The following is a 21376-nucleotide window of genomic DNA, read 5'->3' on the forward strand; positions in this document are numbered from 1 at the left end:
AGTGCAGGAGCGGATCGCGGCCCGCGGCCCGCCCGGCTGACGGGCGGGTCAGCCGGTGAAGGGTTCCAGTGCGAAGCGGCCGATCGCCACGAAGGCGGTCAGGGTAAGGTAGGCCGCGTCCCCGAGTGCGGCTTTGGTCTCGTCGCGGCGGATTCGCATGATCACGGCGCCGGTCATGATCAGTGCCAGGCCGCCGGCCGCCAGCGGGACCAGTATCGGCGCGATGTCGAGCAGGGCGGGCAGGATCAGGCCCACGGCACCGAGGATCTCGAGTGCTCCGATGGCCTTGAGGGTGCCGGGCTTGAAGTCGAGGACCCAGCGCGCGGCGTCGGCCATCGCGGCCATCTTCTCCCGGGGGACGAACAGCTTCCCGAAGCCGGCGACCAGGAAGACGGCGGTCAGCAGGCCGGTGACGATCCACAGTGCGATGTTCATGAGTCCTGTCCTCGGCACGTTGTCTGGGGGTGGCGGCGGGCGGGCCCGGGGTCGTCCCGGGTCCGCCCGCAAGCCTGGAGGGCGTGTTCGCGTCAGCCGAGCTGACCGGGCTGGTACGCGCCGCCGGGCGTCCGGGTGATCACGTTCAGCCGGTTGAAGGCGTTGATCACGCAGATCAGCGCCACCAGGGCCATCAGCTGGTCCTCGTCGAAGTGCTTCGCCGCGTTCGCCCACGTCTCGTCGGTGACGCCGCTGGAGTCGGCGAGGCGGGTGCCCTGCTCGGTGAGTTCCAGCGCCGCCCGCTCCGCCTCGGTGTAGACGGTTGTCTCCCGCCATGCCCCGACCAGGTTGATCCGCACCGCGCTCTCGCCGGCTGCCGCGGCGTCTTTGGTGTGCATGTCGAGGCAGCCGCCGCAGCCGTTGATCTGGCTGGCGCGGATCTTCACCAGCTCCTGCACCGCCTTCGGCAGCGCCGAGTCGGTGATGGCCTTGTTCGACGCGATGATGTGCCTGGCCCACTTCGACCCGACCTCGTTGAGCATGGGGTTGATCCGGGTTTCCATCGCGGTCTCCTTCGTCTTCGGATGCCTGCACCCCTACGACGGAGGACCCCGCGAAGACGTAACAACCGCACGCGCTCCCCGTGCGTTCGAGGTGCGCTACTCGGGTCGCGCGGGCAGGCCCATGGTGTCGAGGCGCTTGCGGTCGCTCACGGTCAGGAGTTCGACGATCCGGCCGTCGGACACGGTGCACATCACCACGCCGAGCACCTTGCCGTTCGCGCCCCAGGCCACGAACCCGGGCTCGCCGTTGACCAGGACCGGGAGCACCGAGGTCATCGACCGGGCGCCGCGCAGGACCGGACCGGCCACCTCGGCCGCACCGACCGTGGTCATCACGCCCTGCGGGTGGTACGTGCGCCAGGTCACCTTCGGATCGAGCAGCCGTACGAGCCCTTCGAAGTCCCCGTTCCGCGCCGCGGCAAGAAACGCGTCGACCACTGCGCGCTGCCGCCGCGGCTCCTCCTCCGGCGGCGATGTGCCCTGCACCTTCCGGCGGGCCCGGCTGGCGAGCATCTTCGTCGCATCCGTGGACCGGCCGATGATCTCGCCGATCTCGGCGAAGGGCACCGCGAACATGTCATGCAGTACGAACGCCAGCCGCTCGGCGGGCGCGAGGGAGTCGAGCACCACCAGCAGGGCCAGCCCGACCGATTCGGCGAGCACCGCGTCGTCCTCGGGTGCCGCCCCGCCGCCCACGGTCACCACCAGCTCGGGCAGCCGGTCCTCGTACGACAGCTCGGCCCGGGTCTTGCGCGAGCGCAGCGCGTCGAGGCAGACCCGGCCGACCACGGTGGTCAGCCAGCCGGCCAGGTTGTCGATCGCTGCCGCGTCCTGTCGCGCCAGCCGGATCCACGCCTCCTGCACCGCGTCCTCGGCGTCCCCCCGCGACCCGAGCATCCGGTAGGCGACCGCCACCAGACGCTCGCGCTGCTGCTCGAAGGCTCCGCCAGTGCTTCCTGCGGACCCGATCCGGTCATGTCGTTACCTTCCCTGCGCGAACCCCGTCATGCTCATGACGGACCCGAACGTGCCGAGGTAACCGTGCGGCGTGCATCCCGATGGAAGCACAGCGGCGGCGACCGGTGATCAACAGGTGTCACCGCTGCCCCAACCACGTCCGGGGAGCCCGTGACACGCGTCAGCACGGCCACCGGCAGGGCAGCATCGTGCGCGTTGGCTACGGACGGGTCAGCAGCGTTGATCAGAACACGTGCGGCAACTCGACGGCGTCGAGGTGGAGCGGACTTCACCGACCAGACCTCGGGCAAGGACACGAGTCGGCTGCCGAAGCTTGACGAGCTTGTGGCGCTCGTCCGCGCCGGTGACACGGTCGTCGTGCGCTCGATGGACCGCCGCATCCGCAACCTCGACGACCTGCGCGGCCTCGTGCGGACCCTGACCGGCAAGGGTGTGCGGGTGGAATGCGTCAAAGAGGGCCTCACGTTCACCGGCGAGGACTCCCCGATGGCCACCTTGCTGCTGGCGGTGATGGGCGCGTTCGCCGAGTTCGAGCCGCCCTGATCGGCGAACGCCACCAAAAGGCCATCGCCGTAGCCAGACAGCGCGGCGTCTATACCGGCGCAAGTCGGCCCTGACCACGGAGCAGGCCCGATAGCTGCACGGGCGGAGCGCCAGCGGTGCGCAAATCGGAGCTGGCAAGGAGTTCGGTGTCAGCCGCGAGACCGTGTACCGCTATCTCCGTGAGCACGCAGGTCCGTGTTCGCGATCGTGCTCTCCAACGCGCCCCGCGCGGCCTGCAGTTCGCCGACCTGGGCACCGAGTGTCTGCACGTCGTCGGCTGCGGCCGTGTCCTAGCTGGCGACGGTGGGGGGGTGTTCGCGGTCGGTCACCATTCCGCCGGGCGGCCCTGTAGGTGACTTCGCGTGGCCGCTTGCCGGTGCGGGCCCTTGGGTCGCGGCTGCGGCCGTCACGGTGTCAGCTTGGTCGGCGTCGGCGTCGGGGCGCGGGAGAAGGTCGGGTAGGTGGGAAGGACGTTCCACGTGGCTGCCGGCCGTGGGCTGTACGAGGTGTCGTCGGGCGGCGCGAACGGGCCGGAGCGGGTGTGCATGAGGATCATGACGACGGCGCCGACGGTGAGCGAGCCGATGATCAGTGCGAGGCCGATGGGGTTGTTCGGGTTGTAGGTGTAGCGGGGGTTGCCCCACCGCCGCCGCTTGAATATCGGCTCGTCGTTGTCGAAGCGCATGGTGTCCCCGGTTGGTGTGGTCGTCGGTGGCGGTCAGGCCAGGGCGAAGTAGCGCAGCCACAGATAAAGCGCCGAGATGGCGACGGTGACGGCGGTGACGATCAGGCCGTAGCGGGTGAACTGCCAGAAGGTGATGGGGGTCTTGTTGCGTTCGGCCATGCCGAGGACGACGACGTTGGCGGAGGCGCCGATGGCGGTGGCGTTGCCACCGAGGTCGGCGCCCAGCGCGAGGGCCCACCACATCACGTGGGTGTCGCCGCCGCCCATGTTCTCCACCAGGTCGCTGGTGATGGGGGCCATGGTGGCGACGTACGGGATGTTGTCCACGATGCCGGACAGCACGGCGGAGGCGCCGAGCATGAGCATGGAGCCGCCGAGTTCGTTGTCGCCGATGGCGTCGGCGAGGGCGTCGGAGACCTCCCCGATGACGCCGGTCTCGATGAGGCCGCCGACCATGACGAACAGGCCGGCGAAGAAGGCGAGGGTGGGCCATTCGACGTCGCCGAGCACGTCGCCGGTCTCGACCTTGGACACGGCCACCAGCATGCCCGCGCCCAACAGCGCGACAACGCTGGGCTCGTAGTGCAGCACCGGCTTGAGGACGAACCCGACGACCACCAGCGCGAGCACGGCCAGCCCTTGTGCGAGGAGCTTGGGATCGCGGATGGCCTCGCGCTCCTCCAACTCCATGACTTCGGCGGCGCGGGTGGGGTCATAGACGAAGACCTTGCGGAACATGACCCGGCACAGCCCGATCAGCACGACGACCAGGACCGCGCACAGCGGGGCGAGGTGGACGAGGAAGTCGTTGAAGGACAGGCCCGCGCGGCTGGCGATGATGATGTTCGGCGGGTCGCCGACCAGGGTGGCTGTGCCGCCGATGTTGGACGCGAAGACCTCCGCGATGAGGTACGGCGCGACCGGCAGGGCGAGCCGGTCGCAGACCAGAAAGGTCACGGGGGCGACGAGCAGGACCGTGGTGACGTTGTCCAGCAGTGCGGAGGCGACGGCAGTGATGACGATGAGCATGGCCATCACGCGGAAGGGTTTGGCGCGGGCGCGTTTGACGGACCAGATGGCCAGGTACTCGAACAGGCCGGTGCGGCGCAGGACTCCGACGATCATCATCATGCCGAGCAGCAGGAAGATGACGTTCCAGTCGATGCCGGAGTGCGTGGAGTAGAACGCGGATTCGTCGTCGGTGGCCTGGATCGCGAGCATGAGTGCGGCGCCGCCCAGGGCGGCGGCGACGCGGTGGATCTTCTCGCTGATGATCAGTGCGTACGCGCCGACGAAGACGGCCAGTGCCGCCCCGCTGTGCCAGTCGTCCACAAAGTCTCCGTCGGTTCCAGGTTTCGTGTGCGGTGCCGAGTCCAGGGGGGCGGCCGTTGTGCGCCGGCCCGCAGTCCTCAGGGGAGGCCGGGGGCTATGGGCCGGCCGTCGTCGGTGTCACGGTTGCGCGGCCAGCAGTTGCTCGAGCAGACGCGAGGCGGTGATCACACCGAGCAGCCGTCCGTCGCGGTCGTGGGTGTACGGGTCCACGACCGCGACGAGCGGGCTGCGTTCGGCGGCCATCACGGCCGCGACCTCCAAAGCGGTGTCGTCCGGATCCACCAGAGGCGGTTTCGCGGCCGGGTCCGGAAGGATGTCGGCGACGGTGCGTCCGGCCAGCGCCTGGCACAACCGGTCGGCGTGCCGCTCGTCGATGACCCGGGCCAGCGCCGGGTCGTCCTGTACGTACGTCGGGACCAGCGTCCTGACCACCTGCGACGCGGGGAGGATGGCCACCGGGCGTCCGGTGCCGCCGAGTACGAGCAGGCCGGGGAGGCGGTGCTCGGCCAGCAGCCGGGCGGCGGTGAGCGCCTCGGTGCGCAAGGTGACGGACTCGTACTGCTCGGCGAGATCACGTGCCCGCATCGGTGTTCTCCTTGGTCGGGGTTGGTGACCCGGCGGTCCTGGTGGCAGCCGATGGCGGAGTGGCTTCCTCGTCGCCGGCCGTGTTCTGCGCCGGGAGTGTGGCACGGCTGCTACCCGTATCCGGGCACGCGACGTCACCGCCGTCGGGGATGCCCACGAGGTCGTCCACGTCGAACATGCGGGCGATCGGCACGTCGGAGCTGCTGTGCGCGGCGATGGAGAAGGCGATGCTGACCGCGATGAGGGTGAACGCCTCCTCGCCGTGCGGGATCCCGGACTGGAGCATCAGCAGCCCGTAGACCACCGAGGCGAAGCCCTTCGGTCCGAACCACGCCGCCGCCAGCTTCTCCTGGCGGGTGAACCGCGTCCCCAACAGGGAGAGCAGCAGCGACGCGGGGCGGATGAGTACGATGCCCAGCACCACGGCGACGTACCCGCCGAGCGACAGGTCGCCGAACAGCTCCGGGGTAAGCAGCGCGCCGAACACCAGCAGCGCGGCGAACTTCGCCAGTTCCGCCAGCGACTCGCCGAGCGGTTCGAACGCGTGCTTGCCGTCCGGCGACGCCGAGGTCAGCACCGCGCCCGCGGAGAACGCCGCCAGGTAGGGGTTGGCGTGGGTCAGGTGGCAGGTCGCGTACAGGATCACCCCGACCGCGAGCGGCAGCAGCGGCTGCAGCTTGGGCTCGGCGCCCAGCAGGCGCAGCCGCACCAGGCCCTCGACCAGCAGCGGCAGAACGATGCCCAGCGCGAGGCCGGCGACCAGCTCGATCACGATCTTCCCGACCGATGCCTCGGCGTGTCCGGAGGTCGGGCCGGCCATGGCGATGAAGACCAGCACCACCGGCAGCGCGAGGCCGTCGTTGATGCCGCTCTCGACGTTCAGCAACTGCCGGAGCCGGGCCGGGACTTCCTTGCGCCCGACGATCGCGGAGGCGAACACCGGGTCGGTCGGCGCGAGGATCGCCCCGACCAGGAACGACGTCGTCCAGTCCAGCCCGACCAGGTAGTGCGTGATCAGCGCCATGCCGACGAACGCCAGCGGCATGCCCAGGCCGAGCGCACGGGCGGGGTTCTTCCAGGCACGGCGCAGGGCGGGGAACGAGACGTGCATCCCGTCGGTGAACAGCACCGCGAACAGCGCCAGGTCCGCGGTGACGACGACGAGTTCGCTGTCGGGGGTGATGTGGATCAGCCCGAGGAACCCGTCGCTGACGACCGCGCCGGCGACCAGGAACAGCAGCGAGGTGGACAGCACGGACCGGGCCGCGAGGCCCGAGACCAGTACCGCGATGAGGAGTGCGACACCGAACACGGCGACCAACACCATGGCGTTTCCCCGATCAGCGAAGAGATTGATCCCTTGTTCGCCGACCAGGCTTCCCGGCACTCCGCCCGGAACTTTACACGTTCCTTATGCGCTTCTGACAGATCTTTACCGTCTCATCGACATGACGCTGTGTGAGTGACGCAGGTCCCCCGACCGTCGAGACTCGACGGACCGCCGGAGAGGGAGGCACACGCATGAAGGTCACCACCGCCGATCCGGCTCAGGCGTACCCGGCCGCCGCGTTCCCGGTCCTGGCTTGGCCGGACGGTCTGTCGGCTGCTCCGCCTCTGCCTGCCGGGTGCGGCGGGGTCTCGGTGCGGTCGCGCAGCGGCAGCCGCTGGGTCGCCGCCGCCGGTACACCGGTGCGCAACGTCGGCGTCGACGGTCATCCGCTGTGGCATGGCTGGGGGCGGATGATCGCCGTCGTGCCGCCCGGTCCACACCTGGTCGAGGTGCGCTCGGACCGTGCCGAGGCAGCGCGGGTGGTGACGGTCCGCGCGGGCGAACTGGCCTCCTTGGAGTACGCGGCGCCGCGCGGCTGGGCCGCGACCGGTGTCCTCGGGGAGGCGCCGGTGCGCGACGTCGGATCGACCGCGCGGCCGTTGGTGGTGTCCTGCGCCGCGTTCGCCGTCCTGGCCGTCACGGTGGTTCCCTTGCTCGCGCGTTCGTACCAGGGGCCGCCCCGATGGGCGTGGCCGGCGACGTCCCTGGCGTTGTCCACCGCGGGTCTGCTGCTCACCTTGGTTCGTGGCCGGCGACGCGACGCGCGATACAGACGCGATGTTGCCGACGTTGCACACTTCGTCGACGGCGCGCCGACGGAGTCCGGCGGCTACTTCCTCGGCCCGGGACCCGGACCGGTGCCGCAACCGGGAAGCGGGCAGGGCGGTCTGGTGCTCACCGCGGCTCTCATCCACGATCTGTGGCTGCACGGACACCGCGACGTTCGCCATCCGTACGCATGGATCGGCGCGCCCCGCTTGGTGATCGACGGTGTTCCGCACGTCGCCTCGTGGTCGACCTGGTGGTACCCCCTGGAAGTCGGCGACCACGAGATCGAGTTCGGCCTGCCGCGGTCGGCGGTCCCCACGGTGGCACCGATCGCGGAGGAGCGAGTGGACCCACCCGTCAGGCTGACCATCCGCGTCCATACAGGTGCCAATCACACGCTGGCCGTTCAGGCCAAAACGCGGGCCGACGCCTCGGACGGGGTGGCCGGCCTGGCCCAGGAGTCCGCAATGTAGAAGTTCGTCGCTGACACCAAGACCGGCGGCATTCCGCACCTGTCGGATGAGCAGGGTGAGCCCTGGCGCAACCTCGGCATCACCCACCAGTCGACATCCGTGTTCATGGCCCGGACGGGTCGGCCACGAAGGCGTCCGGGCCGCTGGGCAGGGGCGAGTTGCAGCGCAAGGTCGCCGAACTCGCCGCGACGGGCGACGTCCCGTACGCGCTGGCGCTCGCGGCGGGCCTGGTCGCGGCGTTCAACCCGTGCGGGATCGCGCTGCTGCCCGCGTACCCGACACTGCTGGTCGCGTGGTCTTCATGCACGTCCAACCATGCCGGCGGCCGCAGGTTCTGATTGGCGTAGCCGTAGTTGCGGCTGTCCAGGTCGCGCACGTACGCGTCGAACACGGTGCGTTCGCTGCCGATGACGAAGGCTGTGCCGTGGCGGCTGACGGCCAGGGTGTAGCGGTGTTCGGCGGCCAGGTCGAACAGCTTGCGTCCGAGCAGGGCCACGTTCGCCGATCACAGCCTCCGGAACCACCACCTCGGCGGTCGGCGACAGCACCCCGGGCAACAACTCCGACCCCGAAAACACCACTGTCAACAACGGGATCACCGGCACCGCGGGCAATGACACGCTCGACGGCGGTAACGGCAACGACGTCATGTGCGGCCTGGGCGGCAACGACAGCATCAACGGCGGCAACGCCGACGACACCCTCTACGGCGGTGACGGCGACGACATCATGGGCGGCAACCTCGGCAACGACATCATCAACGTCCAAGACGTCACAGGCGGCGACACCGCCAACGGCGGACGCCGCGCCGACACCTGCACGGCGGACGCCGGAGACGCCACCACCAACTGCTGACCGGCGCACCCGACCCGACCGGGGCCGCCCCCGTGCGGGCGGCCCCAACCATGCCCACGCGGTCAGCACACTCAACCGTTCCGGGATTGGTGGGCCCCAGACGTGGAGCTTCCGGCTTGAGGACGGCGTACAGCGGCGGCCGGCGGCGCAAAGGGCGGCGGCCACCCGAGACAGTTGCCCCCTTGCGCCATGGCAGCCACGTGGCGCCTGCGACACGATCGGACGCAGCGGAATCACGATCGAATGACTCCAGGGGATCCGAACTGCCATGGCCATGACGGGAGAAGCACCCGCATCTGGGACTGTTCTGGCCGCGTGGCTGTTCAATGCCGACGCGATTCGGCAGCCACCGCGACCCCCACCGGCTTGCGGTTCGCCTTCTACGGACGCGTTTCCACCGAAGACCACCAGGACCCGGCGACGTCGAAAGGCTGGCAGCTCCTCAACGCCCAAGCACTGACGTCAGGGCACGGCCGGATCGTCACGGAGTACTTCGACGTCGGGCACACCCGAGTGCTGCCGTGGGCACGACGACCAGACGCTGCGGCACTGGTCTCAGCGCTCGCCGATCCCGACCGCGGGTTCGACGCGATCGTTATCTGCTCCAGCGAACGGGCCTTCTACGGGCAGCAGTTCGCGACAATGGCACCGCTGTTCGCGCACTACGGCGTCCCCGTGTGGCTGCCCGAACTCGGCGGCGAAGTCGACCCGGAGATCGGCGCGCACGACGAACTGATGGTCCTGCTCGGCATCATCGCCAAACGCGAAGTCGTCCGCGCACGGATGCGAGCGCGGACCTCGATGACCGTCCAAGCCCGCGACCAAGGCCGCTACCTCGGCGGCCGACCACCGTACGGCTACCAGCTCGTGGACGCCGGACCGCATCCGAACCGTGCGCTCGCGCGCCGCGGCGTCCGCCTCCAGCGCCTGGACATCCACCCGACGAACGGGCCAGTCGTCACCTGGATGTTCCAGCAGCGCCTCGCCGGGCACAGCATGGCCCGCATCACCCGCGCGCTGAATGACATGAAGATCCCGTGCCCGGCCGCCGCCGACCGCGCACGCAACCCGCACCGGACCGCCGAAGCGTGGACTCTCACGTCCGTGCACTCCGTGCTGAGCAACCCCCGCTACAGCGGCCGCCAGGTGTGGAACCGGCAACGCACCGACCACGACCTCTTTGACCCGGACAACACCACCCTCGGCCACCGCGACGTCATGCGCCGCAACACCCCGGACGCGCGGGTGATCTCGGAGAAGCAAGCGCACCCTGCGCTGGTCAGCGAGACCGACTTCGTCGCCGCGCAAGCCGTCCGAACAGCGAAGAACACTCCAGGGCGGACGTACCAGCTCGCCGGAATGCTGCGCTGCGGGCACTGCAGCCGAGTCATGGAGTCGTCCTGGTCCAACAGCCGCGCCGCCTACCGCTGCCGCCACGGACACTCCAGCGCGACACCCCGCGACCCGAACCGGACGCCCAACGCGTACGTCCGCGAGGACCAGGTCCTCGCCCACCTGCCAGCGCTCCATCTGATGCGCACCGACGAGGACACGGCACCGGACCCGGTAGACGCAGTCGCCCGGCTCCGCGCCGACGGCATCGGACTCATCTACGACCAGGCAGGTCGCACCGTGACCGCCGACACCGAGAAGAAGGAGAGGGTCGCTATCGGACGATGAACCAGCCAGCGCGGACCGGCACCGGACACCCGGTCACAGCGCGACCGACGACCAGCACAAACATGAGGAGGCGATCCGGCAGATACAGACCCCGGAAACGACGAACACCCGCCTCGGCCGAGGCCGAGCACGGGTGCCGATCGATGCTGCCCTGGAACCGAGGTTCGTGGGGCAATTATGTGTCCGAGGGGGGACTTGAACCCCCAAGCCCTTTCGGGCACTAGCACCTCAAGCTAGCGCGTCTGCCAATTCCGCCACCCGGACGAGTGGACGCGGGAACCAGGCCCCGCGTGCAGTGCAAGGATAGCAAGGTTCGAGAGGGCTTTGCGACATGGTTACCCGGTGGTTGGTTTGGCCGGTTCTCGCGGGTGTTCCGGGGGGGGCGGGGTCGTGGGTGCGGGTGGCTGGTGGGACCGGTGGTATCGGCGAGCGTCTCTAGGAAACGTGATCCGGGAGGGGCATCCGGGGTGTGCCGTGGGTCGTCTCCGAGGGCGGCCCGTCCTGCTCCGGGACCGGCTCACCGGATCCGACCCGTGAGCACCGCCGGGCGCGAGCCCGTCCGTGGCCGGCTCGCGCCGAGCGCGGTCGCGGGCCGGCCGATCGGCATCGCGGTGGTGGCCGAGTCCACACCCCGACCGGGAAGGATCTCCCGGGCTCGCCTGTTCTCGCCCGTGTGAGCGAATCTCGTGTGGGTGAATACGGGAAGTCCCCCGCGATCGACGGCGTATTCGACGTCGTGGTCGTCGGAGCCGGCCAAGCCGGCCTGTCCGCGGCCTACCACCTGCGCCGGTCCGGGTTGTCCTTCGTCGTGCTCGACGCCGACGCCGGGCCGGGCGGAGCCTGGCAGCACCGGTGGCCCACGCTGTTGATGGCGGCCGTGCACGGGATCCACGAGCTGCCGGGGATGCCGGTGCCGGAGATCGACCCCGCGCGGCCGGCCGTCGAAGCGCTGCCCGAATACTTCGCGGCCTACGAGCGCGCCTTCGACCTGGCCGTGGTGCGGCCGGTCGCGGTGACCGCGGTCCGCTCGACGCCGGCCGCACCCGGGTCCGACACCGGCCGGGAGCTGCTCACCCTCGAGACCGACCGCGGCACCTGGACCGCGCGGGCGCTGATCAACGCGACCGGCACGTGGCGCCACCCGTTCATCCCGTACTACCCGGGCGCCGCCGACTTCGGCGGCCGGCAGCTGCATACCGTCGAGTACCGCGGGCCGGCCGAGTTCGCCGGGCAGCACGTGGTCGTGGTCGGTGGCGGTACCTCCGCCGTCCACCTGCTCGCGGAGATCGCCGAGGTGGGCACCACGACGTGGGTGACCCGCCGGACGCCGGTGTTCCGCGAGGACGGGTTCGACGCCGAGGCCGGCCGGGCCGCGGTCGCACGGGTCGAGGCGCGGGTCCGCATGGGGCTGCCGCCGGAAAGCGTCGTGGGCGTGACCGGATTGCCGCCGACCGCGGCGGTGCGGGCCGCGCGCGAACACGGGGTGCTGACCCGGCTGCCGATCTTCGACCGGATCACCCCGCACGGTGTCGCGTGGGCGGACGGCTCGTCGGTGCGGGCCGACGCGATCCTGTGGGCGACCGGATTCCGGGCCGCCCTGCGGCACTTGGCGCCGCTGGACCTGCGCGAGCCCGGCGGCGGCATCCGGATGGACGGCACCCACGTCGCGATCGATCCGCGAATCCACCTCGTGGGGTACGGTCCTTCGGCAAGCACGATCGGTGCCAATCGAGCCGGCCGCGCCGCTGTCAACGACCTGAAAACACTGCTCTCCACGGAGAGTTCCGCTCGCGTCGCGGCCTGACGGGCCCGCGACTCCCGGCCCTTCGCGCCCGCCCGCACACCCCTGTGGCCGCGGCCTGCGTCGTCACTCTCCGCGCACGCAACGGATCTTGCGCGAGGACCGTCGATGCGGCATAACAATGATCAAGCAACGGGTGGGAGACCAGGTGCCGCAGGATGTTCTGTTCGCGATTCCGTTCGAGGCCCCGGTCAGTCCGCACCTGGACCAGGCCCGAATACGCCATCTCGACTGGGTCCGCGAACGCGACCTGATCCGCACCGAGGCGGGCCTGCGCGAGTACATCTCCTGGGACCTGCCGGAGGCCGTGGGCCGCACCTATCCGCACGCGTCCGCCGACGACCAGTTCATGCTGATGAACTGGTTCGCACTGGCCTTCCTCTTCGACGACGACTGCAGCCGCGACGCCTCCCGGAACGAAGACCGCGAGAGCGGCGAGGGCGACGACGGCGAGCGCGGTCACGCGGGACACGACCGCCACGAGCGCCGCGACTTCGACTCCGAAGCCCCCCAACGCCCGGACCGGGTGGCCGAGATCGCCCGCGAACTGATCACGATCCCGTTCCGCGAACCGGGCACCGCGCCCGACCTCGTCTGCCCGATCACCCTCGCGTGGAGCGAGGTGTGGGCCGCGATGTCCGACGGCACGTCCGTGACCTGGCAGAACCGCTTCGCCGCCAACTGGGCCCGATTCCTGGCCGCGCACGCGTCGGAGCTGCGGATGAGCCGGTCCGTCCCGGTCCCCGACCTCGAGTCCTACCGCGTCATGCGCCGCAACACCGCCGGCATCCCACACTCGCTCGACGCGATCGAGCGCAGCCGGCGCTTCGAGGTACCCGCCCAGATCCAGGCGCACCCGCTGATGCGCCGGCTGCGCGAGGCCGCCACCGACACGATCGCGTACATCAACGACATCCAGTCGCCGGGGCGCGTCGGCCGCCGGGTGGCCCCGCACAACCTCGTCGTGGTGTTGCGCGACCGGCTGGACTGCACACCCGACGTCGCACTGCGCGAGGCGACCCGGATGACGTACGAGCAACTCGACACGTTCATGACGCTCCAGGCCTACATGCCGCAGATCTGCGGCGAACTCGGCCTGGGCGCGGCCGAGCGCACCGCCGTCGAGATGAGCGTCGAGGGCATGCGCAACTGGATCCGCGGCTACTACGACTGGGGCCTGCACTCCGGCCCGTACACCGCGCCGTACACGCCGCCCGAGACCACGTCGGAAGCAGGGCCGGACACCGGACCCGAGCATGGCGTACACGGCTACGCCGAGGACCCGCGCGGTACACCCTCCGCGCACATCCGAAGCCGGTCGGCCTGACTCAGCGTCACCGGAGCCCGACCGGCCGACCCGGCGCAACCGGGTACGCCCACCCGTCGCCTCCCCCGGAACTCCCGCCCCGGATCACTGCGGCGGTCCCGGATCGGCGAGCGCGGCGCGGGCCATCCAGCCCTGCGTCTCGATCGAGACGACGTTCTCGCACCGCTCCACGAACCGCGCCTCCTCCGCCGGGTCGAGCGGCATCCGAGCCGACCGGTCGTCGCGCAGCCGGCGCAACTGCTCGGCCGTACGCGCGAACGAGATCAGGTTCTCCTGGTACCGAACGCCGTAGCCGTACAGCATCACCGACACGGAGACCGTCGTGACCACGGGCACCCAGGCCCCGAGCCGCTGGGTGTCACTCGTCCCGGCCACGATCGCGAGTGCCATCCCCGTGACCGCCAACACGAATTCGGCGAACCGGATCCGGGCCACGCCCCGCCGCATCCGAAGCACCTGATCCCGGTAGTAGCCGTCGGCCTGGCGGTCGATCCGCTCACGCACATAGCTGTCCACGTCGTGCACCGCGGGCGGTGCCGGTGTTGCCGAGGGGTCCAACTGCGGTAGCAGCGCCGCCAGTTCCCCGGCCTCCTCCTCGTATCGCCGGCTTCGCGCGGAAAGCTCGGCCCGGCGTTCGGCGGTGCCGCCCGCGTACGGAGCACTCACCGTCAGGTAGAGGTAGACCTCGCTCTTGAGCGCTTCGCTCACCGAACGCAACCGCGTCCACGCCTCGATCCTGGCCGGCGGCAGCCGCAGCGACGTGATCAGCGGCACCAGGCCCACGCACAGCGCGCCCACCAGGGACAGCGCCTTGCCCGGGTCGCCGCCCACCTGCGTGCCCGCCGTGGCCGCGACCGCACCGATCACGCCCAGGACCAGGCGCGCCAGACGCCAGCGCTGCACCGACGTCTTGGCCGCGGACGCGGCGAGCGACCAACGGCGCTGGGCGTGCCAGGTCAGTTCCAGGGTCGGATCGGTGCCAACGGTCACGCGGGCCTCCACGTCGGATCGTGCGGTCCGGGACGGCCGGGGTGGGGACGGCCGGCGTCGGGACGGCCGGCGTCGGGACGGCCGGCGTCGAGACCCCCGAACTCCGGACGGCCGTACTCCGAGGGCCCGAAGGCGGGGCGATCGAACGCGGGGCGACCGGCCAGGATCATCGCCTTCCCGTGCGTCCGCTTCAACTCCCCTTCGCCGGACGGTGTGAGGGGCACGAGTTCGGTCGCCTCGATCGACGTGATCGCGCCGGCCCGATCCGTGACGAACAGCAACAGCAGCCGCGGGAAGGCCGCCCGCAGCTCGCGCACGAGGGCCGGGTCGGGCGCGTATCGGATGACCACGACGATCGGTCCGCTCTCCTGCGCGTACGCCTCGATCTCGTCCAGGAACCCGGCCTCGCCCTCCAACTCCGGGTCGTCGTAGTCCGTGTAACCGAGGTACGCCGCCACCGCGTCCCGAATCGAGTCGGCCAGGCGCGTCGCCATCCGGGCGCCGGCGGTCACCGCGACCTCCAGGTGCGGCCACGGCCGCGGCCGTCCACTGGCACGCAGCAGGTACGCCCGCAGCGTCCCGTCCCGGGTGGCCGCGAGAACGGCCACCCGCCCGTCCTCGCGAGTCCGGATCTCGCCGAGCTGCTCCGCCGCCGCGGCGGGAACGCGCGCGTACACCACGCTCAGATCGGCCACCGTGTACGCCGGATCCGGGCGCAGCACCGGGAGTACCTCGCCCAACGCCCGTACCAGCGGGTCCGGTTCGCGCCGAGGTCCCGGAGCCCGCTCGGTCAGCAGTGCCTCGCTCAGCCGCTCGCGCAGCACTTCCCGGTCCAGCCGCTCCCGTACCCCGAGCAGATCGGCGGCGGCCCGCAGCCGGTCGTCGTACGCGTCGCCGAGCGCGGCGGTCACCGCGTTGCGGGTGGGCGAGGAACGATCGGTGTGCCACAGCCGGATCTGCGCGAGGTCCTCGCGCAGCTTGTCCGGCAGCCGCTTGCCGGCGATCTCGTCGTCGGCCCAGTCGCACATGTCCACCTCGCCGAGGTGGATCGCCTTGAGCGCGCTCGCGGCCAGTTCGCCGCGTCGGACGTCCGGGAGCTTGAGCGCGATGAAGCGGTATCGCGCGTCGGCTCGCCGCCGCCCGTCCGCGATGCTGGCCTCGTAGCCGACATTGGCCGACTCCATCGCGTGCCTCGACAGCAGGAGCACGGCCGCCTGGCTGCCGTGCAGCTCGACCGCGATCTCCTGCTGCCAGCCGTCCCCGCTGCGCAGGAAGTCCTTGTCGTACACGGCCTCGAAGCCCGCGGCCTCCAACTGCTCCACGAGCGCGTCCCGCGCGTCCAGACACCGACAACACACGTGGCCGGGCTTGGCCCTGGTGCTGTGGCTGATGAAGATCCGCGGTCGCGACGAGGGCCCACCGATCGGCGGCGCGGGGTGATGGGCCGTCACGAGCCGCTCGCATAACGGTCGTTGCCGGAGAGGCGTCGGAACCAACGGTATTCGTACGGGGCGAGGGTCATCATCGTCGGCTGCGCACCGGGCGGGACGTACTCCGTGCGGGGGGCCTCCGGGTTCAGCAGGTCCACGAACAACCCCGGCGGCACCGTCGGCTTGGTGAGAGAGATCGCGCGCGGCCGGCCGCCAAGGTTTGCCACGCACAGCACTACCTCGTCTCCGTGTCGACGGAGGAAGGCCATGACGTCCGAGTGGATGGACGCCACCGCTGTCATGCTGCCCCGCATGAGTGCCCGGTGGCGGCTCCGGGCTCCCAGCAACGCGGCGAGCCGGTCGAGCGGCATCCCCGACGGATAATCCACCACCGCTCGCAGGCCCGGCAGGGCCAGGGCCACCGAGAACAGCGCACACACGAGGTCGGCGGCCGAGTCGCGCGGATCCCCCACCGACACGCCCCACGGGCTCTCATCCACGGCCCCCGAGTCAATCCACTCGTACCGCCCGACGAGCCTGTCGTCCACCCGCATGACGCTCGCCAGCACGAGGTCACACACACTCGCTGCGTCAGCCGAAGTCCCCGCGCCCGACCCACTCCGCGCGCCCGACCCACTCCGGTCGAGCATCAGCACCCGACCGGGATAACCGTCAATCAACTGCCGCAAACCGTCCAGGAATTCATCGAAGGAAGCCCTGGATGCCGCAGTCCGGGCGTCCGTGCCACCAGCCGGAATCACTCGCACCCCGGCGGCTCCGGCCGCCAGCCAAGCCGCGCAATACTGCAACAGGCCCGAGGCATCGCGTTGGCTCTTGTCTCCCGGCACCGACGCGACGACCACGTCGACCAAGACCTTGAGCCCTCGTGCCTCGGCAGCCCGCGACAGATCCGTCCCAGGTCCGTTGGCCGGCGGCCCGAGGCCTATAGGGGTCCAAGGGAACGGCAGGCACACACATCCGATCCCGAGCCCCGCGACCAGATCGAGATCGCCGGCGGCAGGGTCGATCGGCATCGTCCCCACGATCGTATCCAGGAACCAGTCGGTCGCCTCCACGTCACCCGCCCGCGGAAGCACCACGAACGATCGGCCGTCCTCGGCCCGCAGTTCGATCGGGCCACCCGAGCCGATAACGGCGAACCGTCCCAGGTCATGTGCCGACACACTTCTGGCGTGGAACGGCAGCGCCACTACCTGCGGTTCGCCCGACGTGACCTTGCCGGCCCACACGAGGAGCCGACCGTCCGCGTCCACGGCCGCGCTCGCCGAACCGTCGTGCGCGAGCGCGAGGGACCGAATGTCCGAGGTCAATCCGGAACCGCGAACCGTCCGCACCGAGGTCTCGGACTCCATCCAGACGAGTTCCGGCCCCGTCCGCGCGAATACCAGCGGCCACCCCTCGGGCGCTCCGGTTATCGCGGTGACGGGACGCCGGTCCGTCCCGGGTACTCGACCGATCAACTCTCCCGTAATGCTGTCCCGGAACTCCATCCTGCCCGTGGCGAACGCCAATACGACGTGCGGAGAGTATGAGCCCGCCCAGATCCGCTGCGGCCTGGTGCCGGTCGGGTACGGCCGGGTCAGCCTCGGCTGCGGTTCGGCAGAGGCGGCGTTCGCCAACCCGACCTCGTCCATCAGCAGCACGTGGGGATGCTGCGTCGTGGGGTGCCGGAACGAATCCCCCTCCGTGCCGGCATGAGGGTAATGGACCACGGCCCCGGCGACCCTCCCCACCACCGGGTATCGCTCTGCCGGCACCTCGACGGCATCGGTGCCCTGCCGAATGATCAGGTCACTGCCCGCGCGGAGCAGGATCCACCCGGTCGGACCATCCAGGGACAACAACTCGGCGCCGTTCGGAACACGCGTCGAGACCGGCGGGTACCGGTGCGACCACGCCGTGACCTCCATCCCCTCCGCCCCTCGCCGCAGCACCGCTCGCCGCTTCCCTTCCGCCACCGCGCCCGCCACGTCGAACAACACCTGAACGCCCAGTGGTTCGGTTTCGGTCCCGCACCAATCGACAATGGCGAACACCGTGACCGGCACCCGCACCGACTCGCCAAAGCGGACTTCCACGTCGCATCCGTCAATATCGGACCCACCTGGCCCGCTCAACTCCACCCGTACCCGCTCCCCGCCCGGCACCCGGAGCACCCGGGCGCCCGGCTCCGGCGGATGACTGAGCGTCACCCCGTCCTCGTCGAGCCGCATCCCCAGATCCACGTACCGCCGCACCGCGACCCTGGCCGCCGCCACCCCGGCCGGCCCGTGCCGTCGCACCACCCACGCCGGCGGTTCGACGTCCAGGCGGGCCGCCGCCGAGATCAGCAACTTTCGGGCCAAGCCGCTGCCTTCCAGCACCCAGGGCAGTCGCGGCAGGACGTGCACGAGCCACCGGGACAGGTCGTCCGCCGCCGCGCCGTCCGGCACCGCACCCGCGATCCCGGCCTCGAACGCCATCAGCTCGGCGTCCACGTCGACGTCATCGACCCCACGATCCGCCGCAGCCAACCGGGTGAAGCGCCGCACCAACTCCGGAGCAGCGGCCTGCATTTCGTCGGTCAACGCGCGCACGCGGGCCCATCGCTCGGGCTCATCGGCAAGTCGGACCCGCAGCATCGCCGCGATCTCCGGTACGAGCACCACCGCACCGGCGTCGGCCGATTCGACCAGCGGGGAGAACCACAGATCCGCCTCCAGGCCCGCCGCGCTGCCGGGGACGAACTCCAGTCGAGCTCTGCGCACGAACGCCGGCGTGGCGTGCGGCGCCAGGCACAGCGCTTGGGCCAGCACGAACAGGTCGGGGTGGGTCTCGGCCAGGTCCTGCGGCAGCTCGTTCTCGGGCGGCGCTTCGCCGAACCCACCGCTCCGCCTTCGCGCGTCCGTCACCCGCGCACCTCCCCCCGCAATCGCCGGGTCTCACGCCACGCCGAACGGATCGAGGTCCGTCGATCGAGCGGTACCAGCGACGCCCGCCGGCGAATCGCCCACGGATGCGTCCTCGCCTCGTACGGCGTCAGACACACCACCGGACACCCGGCCCGCCGCACCGCGTCGATCCAGCGCGTCCACTCGGTGACACCGGCCGCCGCGTCGCCGCTGAACGGCAGCCGGCGCAAGCCCAGATCCGAAACCAGGACCACCGGCGTGCCGGCCGCGGGCGCCCGGTAGGTCACCCACGCGCGCCGGCCCGCCCGCCGTACGCCACGCAGGGGCGTACCGCGAAAACGCACCACCTCGACCCGATCGCGCCCGACCACCCCACCCGCGAGTTCGCGCAGCAGGCGCTGATCCGCCCGGAACGGCTGCATGGACTCGCCGCCGTCCAGCACGAGTTGGATGCCGCGTCGGGTGGTGGGGCGCTCGCGGCGCGGGAGTTCGCGCAGGAACGACCGGTCGGCCAGCCTCCGGACCAGTGCCCGCTCGTCGACCGTGCGGCTCACCACGTCCGTCGAGGCCGCCGCGAACATCACCCCGGGCGCCCACCGGTCCACCCACGGCGACGCCGGCACCGGCGCGGCCGCGTCCTCCGCGCCACCGTCGAGGAGCCGCGCGACATCCGCGGGACCGAGCCGCTCGAGCGCGTCCACGCCGGCCGCCGACACGGGCCCACGCAGCGGGATCACCGAGCAGTTCCCGTCGGCGAGCTCGGGAAGCGGCCTGGGGAGCACCACGGCGGCATCGGCGAAGTCGACCTCCCCCTCGCCGTGTTCGGCCTGCTCCACCTCCCCCGCATCGCCGGCCTCGGGCGGCCCGGCAACCGGACCGGCCACCGCCGGTGCGGCTCGCGTCGCCCCGTCTGCCCCCTCCGCCCCCACCAGCCCCAGCACCCGGGCGATCTCGGCGGCCTCCGCGACCTCGTGCGCCTCCAACGCGACGATCGCCCGGACCAGGTCGCCCAGGTGCACCTGCCCCCGCCGACCGCTCACCCGTGCGGCCTCGCACTCCCTCGGCCCTTGCTCAGCGCGACCTCCATGACCAGGTCCCACGTGTGGCTGCCCGGCGTGACCCCCAATTCGTGGCACGCCTTGAGCGTGTCGAGGAACTCGGCCGTGCTGGGTCCGGCGGCCGCCTCCGACTCGTTCGCGATCTTCAGCAGGTGTTCGGCCACCTGTTCGGCCATCGACTCGTCGTAGCCGGTGCCGAGGTGGCCGCGGGCGACCTTCAACAGGTGGCGCTTGTCGGGCGCTTCGAGCGACAGCAGGATGCAGCGGCGGACGAAGGGCGCGGGCAACTCGCGCTCGTTGTTGCTCGTGATGATCACCAGCGGCTCCGCGCCCGGCCGCGCCCGGACCTCTTCGCCGTCGGGTCCGGTGAAGCGCAACGTGTCCAGCGGAACGAGCAGGCTGTTCGGCAGGTCGGGGTCGGCCTTGTCGATCTCGTCGATCAGCACCACCGACTGCGGCGCGGGTCCCGTGTGTCGGCCGTACGCCGGCGGCTCGTCCGCGGGCGCCTCGGGCGTGCCGGGCACGGTGCGATAGGGGTCGAACGCCTTCCAGAGCACGCCCTGCGTGCAGTACGCCCCGATCGTCGGCGCCACCTCGCGGATCTGCGCGTCGTTGAGCCGCTTGAGCGCGTCGAAGCGCCACAGCAGGTCCTCGGGCTCGGTCCGGGCCGTGATCACCTCGGTGTGACAGACCCGAGCGAGGTGGCGCGCCACGTTCGGCGCGAGGGTGGACTTGCCCGACCCGGGCGGGCCGAAGACGAGCAGGGGTCGGCGGGTGGCGAGCGCGACGTTCACCGCGAGCACGATCCGCTCGTCGTCGAACACGTACACGTCGCCGTCACAGGCACCGTCGCCGTTGCCCTCGCGAGGTGGACCGCCGTCCTCGGACAACGGTCCGTGCGGCGCGGGAAGTTCGTGGAACGGGTCGAACGCCATGGCTTTGGGCACGCTCCCAGTGTGCCGTCCGGCCGGCCGCGCCGGCATGGATTCCGCACCGAGGAGCACCGATTCGGTCCTCATGCGGTCGGACCTCTGACAGGATCCGATGCCGTGCGGATATCTCCGGTACATCTCGACGAGGACACCGCCGGCGTGCTGCGCCGGGACCGGCTCGTGATCGCGGCCGGGTTCGCGCTCGCCGGTGGCGTGACGGTCTGGCGGATCGGCGCGCACCCGGTGCTGCCGGCCTTCCTCGGGTTCGCCCTGCTCGCGTCCGCGCTCGTGGTCTGCGACGCGCGCCTGATGCGGCTGCCGGATCCACTGACGCTGCCCTCGTACCCCTTGCTCGCCGCGCTGTTGGTGATCCCGCTCGACTGGGACGCGTACACGCGAGCGCTGCTCGCGATGGCGGCGACGTTCGCCGCGCACTTCCTGTTGGCCCTGTTCGTGGGTGGGATCGGGCTCGGCGACGCCAAGGCGGCGGGCCTGGTCGGGCTCGTCCTGGGCTGGCTGTCGTGGGCGGCGCTCGCGCAAGGGCTGGTGCTGGCATACGTCTGCGTCGGCCTGTACGCGATCGGGCTCGCGGTGAGCCGGCGCGCCCAGCGGGGAAGCGTGGTCCCGTTCGGACCCTTCCTGTTGGGCGGCGCCGTGCTCGCCGTGGCCCTGACCGGCTCCTGAGGACCCGGGCGGCTC

General features: G+C 71.0%; 21 protein-coding genes and 1 tRNA gene. 8 read left to right on the forward strand and 14 right to left on the reverse strand.

Going from position 1 to position 21376, the window contains the following annotated elements:
• Window positions 1-48 precede the first annotated feature (48 nt).
• From OG928_RS07545 to OG928_RS07555, 3 genes are all read right to left on the reverse strand, one after another.
• Window positions 49-435 (reverse strand): DoxX family protein, encoded by a 387-nt coding sequence (locus tag OG928_RS07545; RefSeq protein ID WP_406280825.1) that lies wholly within the window; start codon window positions 433-435, stop codon window positions 49-51.
• Between the two features lie 92 nt (window positions 436-527).
• Window positions 528-998, reverse strand: a complete 471-nt coding sequence (locus OG928_RS07550; protein ID WP_406280827.1) for a carboxymuconolactone decarboxylase family protein — start codon at window positions 996-998, stop codon at window positions 528-530.
• 96 nt (window positions 999-1094) lie between these two features.
• Window positions 1095-1895: a sigma-70 family RNA polymerase sigma factor gene (locus tag OG928_RS07555; protein WP_406290836.1), complete on the reverse strand. Its 801-nt coding sequence runs from the start codon at window positions 1893-1895 to the stop codon at window positions 1095-1097.
• A 231-nt stretch (window positions 1896-2126) separates the two neighbouring features.
• On the opposite strand from OG928_RS07555, the gene OG928_RS07560 reads away from it, so the two are divergent.
• A complete protein-coding gene (locus tag OG928_RS07560; RefSeq protein WP_406280829.1) occupies window positions 2127-2519 on the forward strand; it encodes a recombinase family protein in 393 nt (130 codons plus the stop codon).
• Between the two features lie 406 nt (window positions 2520-2925).
• Here OG928_RS07560 and OG928_RS07565 read toward each other — a convergent pair whose 3' ends face one another.
• The 4 genes from OG928_RS07565 to OG928_RS07580 all read right to left on the reverse strand — a co-directional run bounded on the left by OG928_RS07565 (window position 2926) and on the right by OG928_RS07580 (window position 6448).
• Window positions 2926-3204 (reverse strand): hypothetical protein, encoded by a 279-nt coding sequence (locus OG928_RS07565; protein WP_406280830.1) that lies wholly within the window; start codon window positions 3202-3204, stop codon window positions 2926-2928.
• Window positions 3205-3237: 33 nt separating this feature from the next.
• Entirely contained in the window at window positions 3238-4536 is a 1299-nt protein-coding gene (locus OG928_RS07570) for an ArsB/NhaD family transporter (protein ID WP_406280832.1), read from the reverse strand.
• A gap of 117 nt (window positions 4537-4653) precedes the next feature.
• Window positions 4654-5121 (reverse strand): CBS domain-containing protein, encoded by a 468-nt coding sequence (locus OG928_RS07575; RefSeq protein ID WP_406280834.1) that lies wholly within the window; start codon window positions 5119-5121, stop codon window positions 4654-4656.
• Window positions 5108-6448: a cation:proton antiporter gene (locus OG928_RS07580; protein WP_406280836.1), complete on the reverse strand. Its 1341-nt coding sequence runs from the start codon at window positions 6446-6448 to the stop codon at window positions 5108-5110. Before OG928_RS07580 ends, OG928_RS07575 begins: the two co-directional genes overlap by 14 nt.
• Window positions 6449-6642: 194 nt before the next feature.
• On the opposite strand from OG928_RS07580, the gene OG928_RS07585 reads away from it, so the two are divergent.
• The gene (locus OG928_RS07585) at window positions 6643-7692 is read left to right on the forward strand and encodes a hypothetical protein (protein WP_406280838.1); all 1050 of its coding nucleotides are present in this window, start codon (window positions 6643-6645) and stop codon (window positions 7690-7692) included.
• Window positions 7693-7795: 103 nt separating this feature from the next.
• Here the strand turns inward: OG928_RS07585 and OG928_RS07590 are convergent, their stop codons facing one another.
• A complete protein-coding gene (locus tag OG928_RS07590) occupies window positions 7796-8188 on the reverse strand; it encodes a hypothetical protein (protein WP_406280840.1) in 393 nt (130 codons plus the stop codon).
• 98 nt (window positions 8189-8286) lie between these two features.
• Here OG928_RS07590 and OG928_RS07595 point away from each other — a divergent pair, with 98 nt between their 5' ends.
• Window positions 8287-8547: a calcium-binding protein gene (locus tag OG928_RS07595; protein WP_406290838.1), complete on the forward strand. Its 261-nt coding sequence runs from the start codon at window positions 8287-8289 to the stop codon at window positions 8545-8547.
• Between the two features lie 315 nt (window positions 8548-8862).
• Entirely contained in the window at window positions 8863-10227 is a 1365-nt protein-coding gene (locus tag OG928_RS07600) for a recombinase family protein (RefSeq protein WP_406280842.1), read from the forward strand.
• A gap of 180 nt (window positions 10228-10407) precedes the next feature.
• Here the strand turns inward: OG928_RS07600 and OG928_RS07605 are convergent.
• Window positions 10408-10491 (reverse strand) — tRNA-Leu (locus OG928_RS07605).
• Between the two features lie 269 nt (window positions 10492-10760).
• On the opposite strand from OG928_RS07605, the gene OG928_RS07610 reads away from it, so the two are divergent.
• The 3 genes from OG928_RS07610 (at window position 10761) to OG928_RS07620 (ending at window position 13355) form a co-directional block, all read left to right on the forward strand.
• Complete coding sequence (locus tag OG928_RS07610) at window positions 10761-10904, forward strand: hypothetical protein (protein WP_406280844.1); 144 nt, start codon at window positions 10761-10763, stop codon at window positions 10902-10904.
• A gap of 38 nt (window positions 10905-10942) precedes the next feature.
• The gene (locus tag OG928_RS07615; RefSeq protein WP_406290840.1) at window positions 10943-12031 is read left to right on the forward strand and encodes an FAD-dependent oxidoreductase; all 1089 of its coding nucleotides are present in this window, start codon (window positions 10943-10945) and stop codon (window positions 12029-12031) included.
• A gap of 145 nt (window positions 12032-12176) precedes the next feature.
• Complete coding sequence (locus OG928_RS07620) at window positions 12177-13355, forward strand: terpene cyclase (RefSeq protein WP_406280846.1); 1179 nt, start codon at window positions 12177-12179, stop codon at window positions 13353-13355.
• Window positions 13356-13439: 84 nt separating this feature from the next.
• On the opposite strand, the gene OG928_RS07625 is transcribed toward OG928_RS07620, so the two are convergent.
• From OG928_RS07625 to OG928_RS07645, 5 genes are read right to left on the reverse strand one after another with little or no spacing between them, the layout of a single operon-like run.
• Window positions 13440-14345 (reverse strand): DUF4231 domain-containing protein, encoded by a 906-nt coding sequence (locus tag OG928_RS07625; RefSeq protein ID WP_406280848.1) that lies wholly within the window; start codon window positions 14343-14345, stop codon window positions 13440-13442.
• Window positions 14342-15796 (reverse strand): toll/interleukin-1 receptor domain-containing protein, encoded by a 1455-nt coding sequence (locus tag OG928_RS07630; protein ID WP_406280850.1) that lies wholly within the window; start codon window positions 15794-15796, stop codon window positions 14342-14344. The genes OG928_RS07625 and OG928_RS07630 overlap by 4 nt, the downstream gene beginning before the upstream one ends.
• A complete protein-coding gene (locus OG928_RS07635; RefSeq protein ID WP_406280852.1) occupies window positions 15793-18687 on the reverse strand; it encodes an alpha-glucosidase C-terminal domain-containing protein in 2895 nt (964 codons plus the stop codon). The genes OG928_RS07630 and OG928_RS07635 overlap by 4 nt, the downstream gene beginning before the upstream one ends.
• Entirely contained in the window at window positions 18684-19727 is a 1044-nt protein-coding gene (locus tag OG928_RS07640; RefSeq protein WP_406280854.1) for a hypothetical protein, read from the reverse strand. Before OG928_RS07640 ends, OG928_RS07635 begins: the two co-directional genes overlap by 4 nt.
• The gene (locus OG928_RS07645) at window positions 19724-20692 is read right to left on the reverse strand and encodes an AAA family ATPase (RefSeq protein ID WP_406280856.1); all 969 of its coding nucleotides are present in this window, start codon (window positions 20690-20692) and stop codon (window positions 19724-19726) included. Before OG928_RS07645 ends, OG928_RS07640 begins: the two co-directional genes overlap by 4 nt.
• A gap of 102 nt (window positions 20693-20794) precedes the next feature.
• Here OG928_RS07645 and OG928_RS07650 point away from each other — a divergent pair, with 102 nt between their 5' ends.
• Window positions 20795-21361, forward strand: a complete 567-nt coding sequence (locus tag OG928_RS07650) for a prepilin peptidase (protein WP_406280857.1) — start codon at window positions 20795-20797, stop codon at window positions 21359-21361.
• Window positions 21362-21376 lie beyond the last annotated feature (15 nt).

The organism is Embleya sp. NBC_00896, assembly GCF_045207785.1.
Lineage (GTDB): Bacteria > Actinomycetota > Actinomycetes > Streptomycetales > Streptomycetaceae > Embleya.